The organism is Erythrobacter sp. SCSIO 43205, assembly GCF_019904235.1.
In the GTDB taxonomy this organism is placed as follows: Bacteria; Pseudomonadota; Alphaproteobacteria; order Sphingomonadales; family Sphingomonadaceae; genus Erythrobacter.
In genome coordinates, this window is the sequence record NZ_CP063202.1 from 2,411,080 (window position 1) to 2,425,760 (window position 14,681).

A 14,681-nucleotide genomic window follows, 5' to 3' on the forward strand; every position below is an offset into this window, starting at 1 on the left:
TAGGAGAAACCACATGGCCAGCGCGCCGAAACCGCAACTTCCGCTGTTTTACAACGACCTGCTTCCGCTCAATAGCCGCGATCACGGTGACTTTCGGGTAACGACGTTCGACGATGCGTCTTTCATCGCTGACACTCATGCGATCCCGCTGACGGTTGACGAATTCGTCGATGCACAGCGCAATTATCCAATCGTTTTCACCGCAAACGATAGCCCGCTGCCAATCGCTCTCATGGGCCTCAACGAAGGCGTTAACACCTTCATCGATGGCGAGAACAAGCTTGAAGCGGGCGTTTATGTGCCAGCTTACATCCGCCGCTACCCCTTCATTCTCGCAAAATTGCAGGCCAATAGCGAGGATATGTCACTGTGTTTTGATCCAAAATCGGGCGTTGTGAAGCAGGCCGATGAAGGCCATGCGCTGTTCGAAGGCGAAGGTGACGAGAAAAAAGCGACCGAATATACCAACAATGTTTTGGAATTTTGTCGTCGTTTTGAAGAGTCGGGCCAACGCACCAAGGCATTCCTTGAAAAGCTTACTGAACTCGACCTTCTGATGGACGGCGAGATTGCGATCACTCGCAACGATATGCCAGAAAAACCATTTGTTTATCGCGGGTTTAAGATGGTTGACGAGAAGAAGCTGCGTGAGCTTGCGACCGACAAGGTCGAGGAACTCAACAAAAGCGGTATGCTCATGCTCATCCATGCGCATCTGTTCTCGATGAACCTGATGCGCAACATTTTTGAGCGTCAAACCGCGCAAGGCAAAGTGCCTATGCCTGAGGCCAATACTTAACGCTTTCTTCCCTTAACCCTAGGGAAAACATCACCAATTCCGACGTTGTTGGGGCGGCCTGCTGGTTGAAAGCGGGGCGCCCCACGCTTATGTGACGCTCGTGGGCGGTTACCCCCTCATGAGCCGCCCGGAACGCGCGATTGTTCGCTGCGATCCACCCTGAACCTGGCCACCTCGTGCTTCCCCCCCCTTTTTGCACGAGGTGGCTTCTTTTTTAAGGTTGTGGTCTTTCTTTGGGTGCGTCCAGCAAATGGCGGGCGCTATTCCGCCGCTTGAGCAACGTGGCGTCCCGAACCTAAACCCGCCGTCTCAGCGCCAAGAATCCGGACAAGGCCAGCTAGCATCTGAGCCAGCGGCCCCACTCTGGACGACGGCTCGCAAAGAGAGGCGTCGAGATAGGTGGTGCGACAAAGCTCGATTTGAATGGCGTGTATGCCCTGATTTGGGCGAGCGTGGCGATCAAGTACATATCCTCCGGAATACGGTCGATTGTGCGCAGCCACTTGTCCCGCCTCATCCAAATATCGGAATGCGTGCGCGGCCAGAATATGATCGCACGATGCGCCATAACGGTCCCCGATCACGATCCGGGGCACTGCCTCGCCCGGAGCGCGGCGACGCAGTGGAGGCATCGAATGCAAATCAATAAGCAGCGCTGCCCCCCAGGCATCGCGTATCCGCGCAAGCTCCTTTTCCAGAAACTCATGATAGGGTCGGTGTATCTGCTCAATGCGCCGCGCCAGCTCGTTGTGTGAAAGTTTGGAGCGCCAGATTTCTCCAAAGCCGGGCAACCGCCGAGGCACAATGCCAAGCCCGCTGCGCGCTCTTGTATTGCTGGATGGGCCGGGACGGCGGTCTTCGTCAAAGGCGCTCGTGTCAAAACCCTTGGGCCGCGAAATCATGCCCCAATCAATGTCATCCGAAGCGCGATTGAGATCAATCATGGCGCGCGGGGCGTGAGCCACCAAAAGTCCGGTGCCCGATGCGCGCGCGACCTCGACTCCAACGGCATCAACCCGGCGGTCCTCCAAGCGCAATTGCGAGGAACGCGGATCGCGCATTTGCTCAGTAATCTGGGACGGATAATTGCACCCGGCATGAGGCACGGCGATAAGCACCGGCAATGGCATATCTCGCGGCGCCACATGAACAAACGCGGGGCTTTGCGCATCGCTATCGCTTGACCATGAGATCGAGCCGCCTCTGGTCGTGACAAGCCCCTTTCGCTCGCCCAACCCGCGCGCCGCAATTTCGCCTTGCGAAAAGGTCGGTTCGGATGATCGCTCAGACTGGGAATAAGACCGCATGGGAGTTTCTTGCTGCCCTGTTTGCAAAGCGGTGTCAAAAAAAGATTGGACCAAAGTTCCCGCCTGGCGCGTTACCAAATACAGCCATTGCTAGGCCAAATTGCCACACGCGAAATTCGGTTCGGCAGGTTGTCTGCCAACCAATTGGTCTGTTTTGGACGATTTTAGCGAGGGCAATACGCAAGTTCACAAAACATTTCTTAAGTGATTGGCTCTATACAGATGTGCATGACGACGCCCCAAACTCCCCGAATCCTCCTTGCCGAAGATGAAGAGGCGATGCGCGCCTATCTTGAGCGCGCACTGACCAAGGCCGGCTTTCACGTGACCAGCGTGGATCGCGGGACCGAAGCGGTTCCGCTGCTCGAAAAAGAGCATTTTGATCTTCTCTTGTCTGACATTGTCATGCCCGAAATGGACGGGATAGAGCTCGCTCAACGCTGCGCAGAAGTTTCCCCGCGCACCAAGGTCATGTTCATTACCGGTTTTGCCGCTGTATCTTTGCGCGCGAGCCGTGAACAACCTCATGCAAAAGTGCTTTCAAAGCCATTTCACCTGCGCGACCTTGTGCTTGAGGTTGAACGCGTCTTCGAAGAGCAGCGCGAAGCACACATTTAGCGAAATTTCACGCGAATCGCTTGCACTCGTGTGCGAGCTTCGCTAACGGGCGGCCTCTCGCATTCAATCGAGCGCGAGGCAGACAAATGATGGTGCGGGCGTATAGCTCAGGGGTAGAGCACTATGTTGACATCGTAGGGGTCCCAAGTTCAAATCTTGGTACGCCCACCATCATCTCAAAAGGCGTCGCGATTGCGGCGCCTTTTTGCGTTGCCGTTTGCGTATTTTTGGCAAAGCGCGCCCCATCCAGCTTCTTGCAAACTTGCAACAATATGCACCTCTGCTAGAGCCCGTTGGCACAGGATGGGATCACACATCCAGATAATTCAAATACGACGTTCCCCCGGACGGAAGGACAAGGCGTACGCCCATGCAAAAAATTCAGGTGAAGAACCCGGTCGTCGAGCTCGACGGCGATGAAATGACCAAGATCATCTGGCAGTGGATCCGCGAGCGGCTGATCCTGCCCTATCTCGATATTGATCTGAAATATTACGATCTCTCGGTTGAAAAGCGCGATGAGACGGACGACCAGATTACCATTGATGCCGCCAATGCGATCAAGGAACACGGTGTTGGTGTGAAATGCGCCACCATCACCCCTGATGAAGCGCGCGTTGAAGAGTTCAACCTCAAGAAAATGTGGAAGTCGCCCAACGGCACGATCCGCAACATCCTTGGCGGTGTGGTTTTCCGTGAGCCTATCGTGATCGACAACGTGCCGCGCCTCGTACCGGGCTGGACCGACCCAATCGTGGTTGGCCGCCATGCCTTTGGTGACCAGTACCGCGCCACTGATACGCTGATCCCGGGCCCTGGCCGCCTGCGCATGGTTTACGAGGGCGAGGACGGCACTGAGATTGACCTCAACGTCTTCGACTTCCCAAGCGCTGGCATCGCAATGTCGATGTACAACTTGGACGATTCGATCCGTGACTTCGCACGTGCTTCGATGAACTATGGCCTCGACCGTGGTTGGCCAGTGTATCTTTCGACCAAGAACACCATCATGAAAGCCTATGACGGCCGCTTCAAAGACCTGTTCGAAGAGGTTTTTGAAAACGAATTCAAAGAGAAATTCGCCGAGGCTGGCATCACTTACGAACACCGCCTGATCGACGACATGGTTGCCTCTGCTCTCAAGTGGTCGGGCAAGTTCGTGTGGGCGTGTAAGAACTATGACGGCGATGTTCAGTCCGACACCGTCGCACAAGGATTTGGCTCATTGGGCCTCATGACGTCTGTTCTGATGACGCCCGATGGCAAAACCATCGAAGCAGAAGCTGCCCACGGAACCGTTACCCGCCACTATCGCCAGCACCAGCAGGGCAAGGCGACCTCGACCAACCCGATTGCCTCGATCTTCGCGTGGACGCGTGGCCTTATGTATCGCGGCAAGTTCGACGACACGCCCGATTGTGGTCCGCTTTGCCGAAACGCTTGAGCGCGTCTGCATTGAAACGGTCGAAAAAGGACAGATGACCAAGGACTTGGCTCTGCTCATCGGTCCGGGCCAGAACTGGCTCACCACCGAGCAATTCTTCGAAGCGATCGTTCAGAACCTTGAAAAAGAAATGCAAAACTGGGCGTAATTTGCATTTGGAACGAGCCCGCTGAAAAAGCGTAGAGTAAGGGCGGCCTCTCTATTCGAGCGGGCCGCCCTTTGTTTACCGAAAAAGGTATGCCGGATTGACTGAAAACCGTTTGAATCAGAGCAATAGCAAAGCGCGCCTCGAAGTGCGTCAGGCAAAACTCAAGGGACGTACGCGCAATTGGCGATCTTGTAAGGCGCGCTTACGATGACCTGCCCGCCTACACGCAAGGCGAAATCCGGGGGCAGATCAATAACTATCCCGAAGGCTGTTTCGTTGCTCAGCTTGACGGGAAGATCGTCGGCTATTGCGCCTCGATGCGGCTCGATGAAAATGTCGCGCTTAGCGATCACACGTGGGATGAGGTCACCGGTAACGGATTTGGCTCGCGCCACGATCCCACCGGCGACTGGCTCTATGGCTATGAGCTTTGCGTAGACCCTAAGGTGCGCGGGACACGGCTTGGCAGAAGACTGTACGAAGAGCGCCGCACGCTTGCTGAACGCCTTGAACTCACGGGAATTGTCTTTGGTGGACGTATGCCGGGTTATGCCCGCGCTAAACGCCGCAAGAACAACCGGGCCGACAATCCGCAAGAATATCTGGACCTCATCCTTGAAGGGAAGGTTCATGATCCCGTCCTGCGGTTTCAGCTTGCCAACGGATTCGAGCCTGCGGGTATTTTGCACAAATATCTGCCCGAAGACCGTGCTAGCCGCGGCAACGCTGTGCGCATGGTGTGGCGCAACCCCTATGTTGATGGCGATGCGCCTAAGAAGCACCGCCTGCCGCGCGACGTGCAAGGTGTGCGCATTGCGACCTGTCAATTGCAGGCACGCGCTGTTGCAAACTTCGATGAATTTATGGCTCAGGTGAAGTATTTCGTCGATGTCGCAGCGGATTACGAAAGCGACTTCATCGTATTTCCTGAACTTTTCACGCTGATGCTGCTCTCTGCCGAAGAGGATGAGCTAAGCCCGCAAGAAGCAATCGAAGCCTTGAGCGAATATACGCCGCGCATCCGCACCGCGCTTTCCGAAATGGCTCTTGCCTATAACATCAACATTATCGGCGGATCACACCCTACGCGGATGCCCGATGGTGACATCCATAACGTCGCTTACGTTTGCCTGCGCGATGGGTCGATTTATGCGCAGGAGAAAATCCACCCTACCCCCAATGAGGCGTACTGGTGGAACATCAAGGGCGGCGATTCAATCGATGCCATCCCGACCGATTGTGGTCCAATCGGCGTGCTCATCTGCTATGATTCGGAATTCCCGGAACTTGCCCGCAGGCTCGTCGACGAAGGTGCGCGGATTATCTTCGTCCCCTTCTGCACTGACAGCCGCCAAGGCTATATGCGGGTCCGATATTGCGCTCAGGCGAGGGCGATTGAAAACCAGTGCTACGTCGTGATGAGCGGTAATGTCGGCAATCTGCCAAATGTCGCGAACATGGACATCCAATACGCGCAAAGCTGTATCCTGACGCCTTGCGATTTTCCATTCGCGCGCGACGGAATTGCCGCTGAAGCCTCGGAGAATGTCGAAACGCTCACGATCAGCGATGTAAACCTGGCAGACCTTCAATGGGCCCGCGCCGAGGGGACTGTGCAAAACCTGGCTGATCGGCGGTTCGATCTTTATCGCATTGAATGGGATAAGCGCGTAGGCAATATCTCAGACCCGATTGGCGAAGACACGCACACGCCCGCTGCAACCCTTTCTGATGGCAGGGGGCATGGGGGCGGCTGATAGTGTTGACCATGCAACTTTTAGAATTGGACGACTAAACGATGGCCGGCGAATTGACGATGTCCCCGGTGATGCAAGATGCACTGGTGATCCTTGGATCGGCAGGCATCGTCATCCCCGTGTTTGCGCGTTTTCGCATCACACCGATTATCGGTTTCATCCTTATTGGCGTGGCGGTTGGCCCCTTTGGCCTTGGGATGTTGGTCGATGAGAACCCGTGGTTGCAATATGTGACCATATCCGACCCTGAACGATTAACACCCTTTGCCGACTTCGGCATCATATTGCTTTTGTTCGCCATCGGGTTGGAGCTGTCGTTCAACCGGCTTTGGCAACTCAGAAAACTCGTCTTTGGCCTCGGCAGCCTTGAGCTCCTTATCATTGGCAGCATTTCGGCGGCTTTCTTTGGCCAGTATTCAGGCATGGATACGACCGCCGCGCTCGCATTGGGCTTTGCACTGGCCTTCTCATCGACCGCGATCGTGCTGCCGATAGCGGGCACGAAAAGTCCGGTTGGCCGCGCCGCATTGTCCATGCTTTTGTTTGAAGACATCATGATCGTGCCGATCATCTTTATCCTCGGCGCGCTTGCTCCCACGGCGGCAGCTGGCGGGGTTGAAGGGCTGACCAATACGCTCGTGTCAGGCGGCCTGGTTATCATCGTGCTGCTTGTTGTGGGGCGCTTTGCCCTGCCCCGCCTGTTCAGTCAGGCTGCCCGCACCAAAAGCCCCGAACTGTTTCTTGCAGCCACCATGCTGGTGGTTATCGGCGCAAGCCTTGCAACGTCGGCGACCGGCCTATCACCTATCGTGGGCGCGCTGATCGCAGGGCTTCTGATCGCTGAAACGGAATATCACGGCGAAGTCGAAACCATCATGGAGCCGTTTAAAGGCCTTGCCCTCGGTGTATTCCTCATCACTATCGGGATGAGCGTCAACCTCCTTCAAGTGTGGGCTAATTTGGGCGAGGTTATCGCCGCACTGGTCGGGCTTTTGGTATTCAAAGCGATTATTACCGGCACCCTTCTCAAGATGATGGGCGCACGGCGCAGCACTGCCGCGGAAACGGGCGTCTTGATGGCAAGCCCCTCTGAAACCACTTTGATTGTTCTTGCCGCTGCAACCAGCGCTTTGGTGATCGACACTGAAACTGCACAATTCTGGCAGATCGTCACCGCACTCGGCCTAACGGTCACACCGCTGCTGGCAAAGCTTGGCCGGGTGATTGCGCGGCGCATAGAGCTCGCGCCGGAATTGCCCGAAGAGGATTCAGAAGAGGCGCGCACCATCATCATCGGTGGGGGGCGCGTGGGGCGCTTGGTCGCCGATATGATGACAAAGCACGACCAACCCTATGTCATCCTCGACAGTGACCCCGATCTGATCGACGATGCAAAGCGCAATGGATACCGCGCCACATTCGGCGATGCCGCGCGCGGAGATTCGCTCACCCGCCTGGGGGTCGAAACCGCGCCTTCCGTGGTCCTGACCATGGACGAGCCCGTGCTAGCGCAGCGATTGGTGGGCAAATTGCGCAAAGAGCACCCCGACCTACTGATCGTATCGCGCGCCCGCGACACCGATCACGCCGCGCAATTGTACCGCGCAGGGGCGAGCCACGCCGTACCCGAAACGCTCGAAAGCTCGTTGCAACTGTCCGAGGCGGTACTGGTCGATATTGGCGTAGCTATGGGGCCGGTCATCGCCTCAATCCACGAAAAGCGCGACGAATTTCGTGAGCGTCTGGAGATTGACGGCGGGTTGAAACAGCCGCCAAAGCTCCGGACATCGACGAGCGAAGGCTAATTTCTGGCGAGCCGATGCTGCGCACGCTCGTGCCGGGGCAATGCTTACTGGCTCAAGAGCGCTTTAACCGCAGCGATTGCTTCGCTTGCCTTTGAACCATCTGGTCCGCCGCCCTGCGCCATATCCGGACGTCCACCGCCGCCCTTGCCGCCAAGCGCTTCAACACCTGCGCGCACCAGATCAACCGCGCTGAACCGATCCGTCAGATCATCGGTTACCGCTGCTGCAATGCTGGCCTTGCCGTCGTTCACCGCGACAATCGCTGCGACACCTGATCCGAGGCGTTGTTTAGTTTCGTCAAGCAGAGGGCGCAGCTCTTTTGGGTTCAATCCCTCAAGAACCTGCCCGCTGAACGCAATGCCGCCGACCTCTTCATCGGCAGGCCCTGCGTCGGTGCCACCTGTGCCTCCGCCGCCAAGCGCGAGCGCTTTCTTGGCCTCAGCCAGCTCTTTTTCAAGCCGCTTGCGTTCATCCATCAGCGCGCTGATCCGGGCTGGCACCTCTTCGGGTGTCGCTTTGATCACGCTCGCTGCCGTCTTCAACGCTTCTTCACGGTTGACCAGCCACTTGCGTGCTGCATCGCCAGTGAGAGCTTCAATCCGGCGCACGCCAGAAGACACAGCGCTTTCCGAAATGATGCGGAACAGGCCGATGTCGCCAGTCGCGTTGACGTGGGTCCCGCCGCACAGTTCGACAGAATAATTGCGTCCCTCGCCTGCCCCCGGACTTTTGGAGACGCGCCCCATTGAGAGAACGCGCACTTCATCGCCATATTTCTCGCCAAACAGCGCAAGAGCGCCCGCCTCGACCGCATCATCCGGGCTCATTAGCCGCGTTGCCACAGGTTCATTGGCGAGGATTTCGGCGTTTACCTCGGCCTCAATCGCAGCGATGTCTTCGCTCGACAAAGCCTTGGGGTGGGAGAAATCGAAGCGCAGCCGGTCATCTGCGACAAGCGAGCCTTTCTGGGTCACATGATCGCCAAGCTGACCGCGCAATGCGGCGTGCACGAGGTGCGTTGCTGAGTGATTGGCGCGAATCTGATTGCGGCGCGATGCGTCCACATCGAGTTGCACATTATCGCCCACTTTTACCTGCCCTGCGGTGATCGTGGCGTGGTGTGCGTGGAGCCGGCCCAATGGCTTGCTGGTGTCTGTGATATTTGCCGCAAGGCCTTCGGGCGTACTGATCGTGCCAGTGTCACCTGTCTGCCCGCCGCTCTCACCATAGAACGGAGTTTGATTGGTGAGGATCACGACCTCATCGCCTGCAGAAGCGTTTTCAACTTCGGCGCCGTCTTTGACAATGGCGACCACCGTGCCCTCGCCCGATGTCGCGGCGTAACCAGTGAATTCGCTTGCGCCCTCGCGCTCGGCAATGTCGAACCAGATTTCGTCCGATGCCGCCTCGCCAGATCCCTTCCACGCAGCGCGGGCCGCCTCTTTCTGGCGAGTCATCGCAGCATCGAAGCCATCCCTATCGACCGCGATACCGCGCGCCCTAAGGGCGTCTTCGGTTAAATCGTAAGGGAAGCCGTAGGTGTCATAGAGTTTGAACGCGGTTTCACCGTCAAGCTTACCCCCCTCGCCCATATCGCCAGTCGCTTCGTCCAGGAGTTTCAGACCCTTATCGAGGGTGCGACGGAATTGTGTTTCTTCGCGCAGCAGCACTTCTTCGATGAGCGCCTGGCCGCGCTGGAGTTCAGGATAGGCCTGTCCCATCTCGGTAACCAGAGAAGGCACAAGGCGATGCATCAAAGGCTCGCTTGCGCCAAGAAGGTGCGCATGACGCATTGCGCGGCGCATAATGCGGCGAAGAACATATCCACGCCCTTCATTGGATGGCAGCACGCCATCGGCCATCAGGAATGAAGTCGAACGCAGGTGGTCGGCGATCACGCGGTGCGAGGCCTGGCTGTCGCCGGTTGCTTCAACGCCGGTAAGACCCTCCGACGCCGCGATCAGGGCCTTGAACGTGTCGGTGTCGTAGTTGTCATGAACCCCTTGCATGACTGCCGCGATCCGCTCCAATCCCATGCCAGTGTCGATCGAGGGGCTTGGCAAGTCCTTGCGCGTGCCATCCGCCTGCTGGTCGAACTGCATGAAAACAAGGTTCCAGATTTCGATGAAACGATCACCGTCTTCATCCGGGCTTCCGGGAGGACCACCGGGAATATGCTCGCCGTGGTCGTAGAAAATCTCAGAGCACGGCCCGCATGGTCCGGTTTCGCCCATCGACCAGAAGTTGTCATTGGTCGCAATGCGAATGATCCGGTCTTCGGGAAGGCCAGCAATCTTGCGCCAAAGGTCGAACGCTTCATCATCTGTGTGATAAACTGTGACAAGAAGCTTTTCAGCGGGCAGACCCCAGACCTTGGTCAACAGGTTCCAGGCATTGTGGATCGCTTGCTCTTTGAAATAATCGCCAAACGAGAAGTTGCCGAGCATTTCAAAAAAGGTGTGGTGACGGGCGGTATAGCCGACATTGTCGAGGTCATTGTGTTTGCCGCCGGCGCGCACGCATTTTTGCGATGACGTCGCGCATGGTCCCGGAGGCGTTTCCAATCCGGTGAACACATTTTTGAACGGCACCATGCCAGCGTTCACGAACATGAGCGTTGGGTCATTATACGGCACAAGCGGCGCGCTTGGCACAGCCACGTGGCCCTCGCCTGCAAAGAAGTCCAAGAAGGATCGACGAATATCGTTTGTTGCAGTCATACCTGAATTCGAGCTTGTTTACGTTATGAGGCGTGCAGGTAAGCTATGGTGCACCCGGCGACAAGCTAAAGAACTCTATTAGTTTCGATCACAGTGTCCGTCCGACCAAGCTGACCGTTACGCAAGCCCTGCTTACCAACGAAAAACCGGCGCTGAACCAAGCGGCCATAAAGGCGGCTGGCTGAGCGCCGGTGTTCCGTTTCTCCGGGCGGCGCGACGGTTTCCACCGCGCACTTGGCATACTCAGGATTTTGAGCGCCCGCTTAAGGTAGCGATGACTTACTCCGCGTCCGGGCCAGTCATCATCTCCTCGGCGACCTCATCGGTTTTACCGCGAATGGCGGCTTCCAACTTGTCGCAAACTTCCGGGTTTTCTTTCAGGTAAACCTTCGCGTTCTCGCGGCCCTGGCCGATACGAATGCTGTCATAGGAATACCAACTGCCCGATTTTTCAACCACGCCGGCTTTCACGCCGAGGTCAAGGATCTCGCCAATCTTGGAGATGCCCTCTCCATACATGATGTCGAATTCCACCTGTTTGAAGGGCGGCGCAACTTTGTTTTTGACCACTTTGACGCGGGTCGAGTTGCCGATCACCTCATCGCGATCCTTGATCTGACCGGTGCGGCGGATGTCGAGACGAACCGAGGCGTAGAACTTGAGCGCATTGCCGCCCGTCGTCGTCTCAGGGTTGCCGTACATCACGCCGATTTTCATGCGCAATTGGTTGATGAAGATCACCATGCACTTGGAACGGTTGATCGAACCGGTGAGCTTGCGCAGCGACTGGGACATAAGCCGCGCTTGAAGGCCGACGTGGCTGTCGCCCATTTCACCTTCGATTTCGGCGCGTGGGACAAGCGCTGCGACCGAATCGACCACCAAAACATCAATCGCATTCGAACGAACGAGAGTGTCAGTGATTTCGAGAGCCTGTTCGCCAGTGTCAGGCTGCGAGACGATCAGTTCGTCAATATCAACGCCCAGCTTCTTGGCATAGACAGGGTCAAGCGCGTGCTCAGCATCAACGAAAGCCGCCGTACCGCCCGCTTTCTGAGCCTCGGCGATGCAGTGCAATGCGAGCGTCGTCTTGCCCGAACTTTCCGGGCCATAGACCTCAATCACGCGCCCCTTTGGAAGGCCGCCAATGCCAAGCGCAATGTCAAGGCCGAGCGAGCCGGTTGAAATCGATTCCACCTGCATCGCCTCTTTCGAGCCGAGCTTCATCGCCGAGCCTTTACCAAAGGCGCGATCAATCTGTTGGAGAGCAGCGTCCAGCGCTTTTTGACGGTCCACGTCTTTTTCCTTGTCTACGAGCTTAAGTTGGGTAGCCATCGCACGCACTCCTTCGCTTGCAAAGGTCCGATTAAGCACTTTTAACCAGACCTAAGGGAAAGCCCTCTTGCCGCCCCTTTGCTTCGTCGTGTTGGAATGCTTGTACCCACTTTGTTCCATTAGAACAAGGGGGGGACAAAAATTTTTGCAAGGACGCCGTTTTATTCGCCCTCTTCAGCGTCCTCACCTGCGCGCGCCTCTTGCATCACAAGCGCGACTTTATCGGTGATCGCGGCGACGCTGAAGGGTTTGGGAAGAAAGTGCATTTTGGGAATATCAATGTCTTTGCGAAGCGCCTCTTCAGCATAGCCTGACATGAACAGGACAGGGATTTCGGGATGCTTTTCGCGGATCGCGCGCACCATTGCTGGGCCATCCATTCCGGGCATGACGACGTCGCTCACCACAATATCGAAGTCCGAGTCGGGCGCTTCCATCGCCTCAAGCCCGTCCTCGCCGTCCGAACAGGCAGTAATCTGGTATCCTGCGCGCGACAAAGCCCGTTCGGCGACGGCGCGCACCATATCCTCGTCCTCAACCAGCAAAACCTTGCCCCCGGCCGACCAATCCGAGGACGCTTCTGGTGCAGGCGCTTTGCGACGCTGGGGCGCTTCGCCAGCGTGCACGGGCAAATAGATCGTGAAGCGCGCGCCGATGGGATTGCCCGATGCGCCTGTCGCATTATCCGCAAAGATATAGCCACCCGACTGTTTGACGATCCCGTAAACGGTCGAAAGGCCAAGTCCGGTGCCCTTCCCCTGCTCCTTGGTGGTGAAGAAGGGTTCAAACAGTTTGGGCAGCACTTTAGGCGGGATGCCGCCGCCATTATCCTGCACGATAAGGACAGTGTAATCAGCAGCGGGCAGTATCTCAGAGCCAAGTTTCACCACTTCGTGCGACTTGACTGACCGGGTGAGCAGCGAGATGCGTCCTTTCACCTTTTCCTGCCGCGTGCGCCCATGCGCGCCATTCATATTGATCGCATCGCGCGCATTGACAGCAAGGTTCATGATCACCTGCTCAAGCTGCTGTGGATCGGCACGCACGGGGCCAAGGTTGCGGTCATGCTGGACGAAATAGTCGATCTTTTCGCCAACGAGCCGTTTGATAAGCGGACCGACTTCGCTGATCACATCGGGCAGTTGCAGGATTTCCGGGCGCAGCGTTTGCTGGCGCGAGAAGGCGAGCAATTGCCGCGTCAAAGAGGCTGCACGGTTGGAGTTGGCACGGATCTGCTGAATGTCGTCATAGTCGCTGTCGCCGGGCGTATGACGAAGGAGCATGAGGTCGCAGGTGCCGATGATCGCGGTAAGCACATTGTTGAAATCGTGCGCAACCCCGCCGGCAAGCTGGCCCACCGCCTGCATCTTGGTTGCCTGTGCCACCTGGCGTTTAAGCTGCGTTTCCTCAGATGAATCGGCAAGGCTAAGGAGCACTGCCGCCTCACCAAGGCCGCGCACTCCGACCAGACCCATTGAAACGGGTTCATCGGGCGCTGTCGCGAGACGCACCGCCATATCGCCTCTGTTCGCAGGCCCCCTGCCATAGCGGCGCACCGCGTCGGAAAGTGCAGCTTTATCCTCACGCACGACGAGGTCAGTGGGAAAGGAAGGTAGCTGGCCGTCCGCTCGCCCGACTGAACGCAGAAAAGCGTCATTTCCGAACAGGAACCGCCCGTCGCGGTCAGTCATCGCCAGTCCCAGAGGGAGCTGTGCGAGCAGCGCTTCAAGCTGAGCCACGCCTGCCTGTGCCGATCCGTCCCAGCTGCCGCCCACACCTACACCGCTGTCAACAAGCAGCATCAGCGTTGTGCCCTCGTCTGGGCCCGGCGCGGCGCCCGCTTGCCCGACTTCTGAAAGAGGGACATCGATCAGCGTTTGCGGCGTGCCATTGCGACCCTCGCGCGCGAAGAAGATGCGTTCACGCTCGTCAGCGCGAAGGAAGGAGACAAAAGGCTGACCAACAAGCGTTGCCGCCGGGTCGCCTACCGCTCTTTCGGCAAAGCCAGCTGCCACGGAGCGGATCGTGCCGTCTGGCGCGGTGATTGCCGCCTCTATACCGGCGCGGCTGAGCATTGCAGCGAACGGGCCGGAGAGGTCCATCTGCACCGCTTCGCTGGTCGAGGCAATGGTGATGGGGCTAAGCCGCCAGATGAGATGATCTTCGCCGCGACCTGCGCGCCTGACTGACACCTCCCAACATCGTTGAGCGAGATCCTCAAACTCTTCAATCGATGCATCGCCATCGCGCCACGCCTCGCGCGCAGCACGGTTCAGGGCCTCCAGCCCTGCACGTTCAGCCTCAAGGGTGGGCGGCGCGCGCTCAACGCCAAAGCTTTGCGTGTAGGCGCTGTTGGCGCATACCAGCCGATTGGCTCTATCGGTGATCGCAATTGCCAATCCCTTCGCGCCTGCACCCGCACCCGCACCGCCTTCAATCGCGGCGACCGTGACCGACCAGTCGGGGCTTGAAATGTCACTGGCCTCTGGAGCTTTGGTGAATCGTTCGATCGCAGCCGCTCCGAACAGAAGAACCGTAAGTCCGCCCAGATAGGCGCCTGTCATTACCGCATTGGAGGTGGCGACAAAAAGGGCAAGCGCGCTCGTCAAAAGCGCAACGCCAACGATAATCAACAGCGTGCGCGGCGAATGCGCAGGCGGCAGGCTGCTAAGCGCGCTCATGTCATCGCCCGTTTTTAAGCTGTTCCTGATCACGCCCTGGCTTGCCTTAATCCTTGCGAGACGAATG

At 57.4% G+C, this 14,681-nt stretch carries 7 protein-coding genes, 1 tRNA gene and 2 pseudogenes; 6 read left to right on the forward strand and 4 right to left on the reverse strand.

The features are described 5' to 3' along the window. The first annotated feature begins 13 nt into the window (after positions 1–13). On the forward strand, positions 14–799 hold the full coding sequence (locus INR77_RS11420; RefSeq protein ID WP_223071172.1) for a SapC family protein: 786 nt from the start codon (positions 14–16) through the stop codon (positions 797–799). Positions 800–1,059: 260 nt separating this feature from the next. Here the strand turns inward: INR77_RS11420 and INR77_RS11425 are convergent, their stop codons facing one another. Beyond that, entirely contained in the window at positions 1,060–2,106 is a 1,047-nt protein-coding gene (locus INR77_RS11425) for an N-formylglutamate amidohydrolase (protein WP_255573759.1), read from the reverse strand. Between the two features lie 228 nt (positions 2,107–2,334). On the opposite strand from INR77_RS11425, the gene cpdR reads away from it, so the two are divergent. The 5 genes and pseudogenes from cpdR to INR77_RS11450 all read left to right on the forward strand — a co-directional run bounded on the left by cpdR (position 2,335) and on the right by INR77_RS11450 (position 7,878). Next, positions 2,335–2,724, forward strand: coding sequence for a cell cycle two-component system response regulator CpdR (gene cpdR / locus INR77_RS11430; RefSeq protein ID WP_223071173.1), 390 nt, complete (start codon positions 2,335–2,337; stop codon positions 2,722–2,724). Between the two features lie 96 nt (positions 2,725–2,820). Beyond that, positions 2,821–2,895 (forward strand) — tRNA-Val (locus INR77_RS11435). Positions 2,896–3,094: 199 nt separating this feature from the next. Then, positions 3,095–4,316: pseudogene (locus INR77_RS11440) on the forward strand (NADP-dependent isocitrate dehydrogenase). Positions 4,317–4,428: 112 nt separating this feature from the next. Continuing rightward, positions 4,429–6,073, forward strand: a pseudogene (locus INR77_RS11445) (GNAT family N-acetyltransferase). A 41-nt stretch (positions 6,074–6,114) separates the two neighbouring features. Beyond that, positions 6,115–7,878, forward strand: coding sequence for a cation:proton antiporter (locus tag INR77_RS11450; protein ID WP_223071174.1), 1,764 nt, complete (start codon positions 6,115–6,117; stop codon positions 7,876–7,878). 44 nt (positions 7,879–7,922) lie between these two features. Here INR77_RS11450 and alaS read toward each other — a convergent pair whose 3' ends face one another. From alaS to INR77_RS11465, 3 genes are all read right to left on the reverse strand, one after another. Then, on the reverse strand, positions 7,923–10,598 hold the full coding sequence (alaS, locus tag INR77_RS11455; protein WP_223071175.1) for an alanine--tRNA ligase: 2,676 nt from the start codon (positions 10,596–10,598) through the stop codon (positions 7,923–7,925). 279 nt (positions 10,599–10,877) lie between these two features. Then, on the reverse strand, positions 10,878–11,933 hold the full coding sequence (gene recA, locus INR77_RS11460; RefSeq protein ID WP_223071176.1) for a recombinase RecA: 1,056 nt from the start codon (positions 11,931–11,933) through the stop codon (positions 10,878–10,880). A 161-nt stretch (positions 11,934–12,094) separates the two neighbouring features. Continuing rightward, positions 12,095–14,614: a PAS domain-containing sensor histidine kinase gene (locus INR77_RS11465; RefSeq protein ID WP_223071177.1), complete on the reverse strand. Its 2,520-nt coding sequence runs from the start codon at positions 14,612–14,614 to the stop codon at positions 12,095–12,097. Positions 14,615–14,681: the final 67 nt, after the last annotated feature.

Bases quoted from the DNA above. Each gene is read 5' to 3' on its own strand.
- INR77_RS11465 (WP_223071177.1), bottom strand. From the start codon at position 14,614: ATGAGCGCGCTTAGCAGCCTGCCGCCTGCGCATTCGCCGCGCACGCTG.
- INR77_RS11450 (WP_223071174.1), top strand. From the start codon at position 6,115: ATGGCCGGCGAATTGACGATGTCCCCGGTGATGCAAGATGCACTGGTG.
- recA (WP_223071176.1), bottom strand. From the start codon at position 11,933: ATGGCTACCCAACTTAAGCTCGTAGACAAGGAAAAAGACGTGGACCGT.
- cpdR (WP_223071173.1), top strand. From the start codon at position 2,335: ATGACGACGCCCCAAACTCCCCGAATCCTCCTTGCCGAAGATGAAGAG.
- alaS (WP_223071175.1), bottom strand. From the start codon at position 10,598: ATGACTGCAACAAACGATATTCGTCGATCCTTCTTGGACTTCTTTGCA.
- INR77_RS11420 (WP_223071172.1), top strand. From the start codon at position 14: ATGGCCAGCGCGCCGAAACCGCAACTTCCGCTGTTTTACAACGACCTG.
- INR77_RS11425 (WP_255573759.1), bottom strand. From the start codon at position 2,106: ATGCGGTCTTATTCCCAGTCTGAGCGATCATCCGAACCGACCTTTTCG.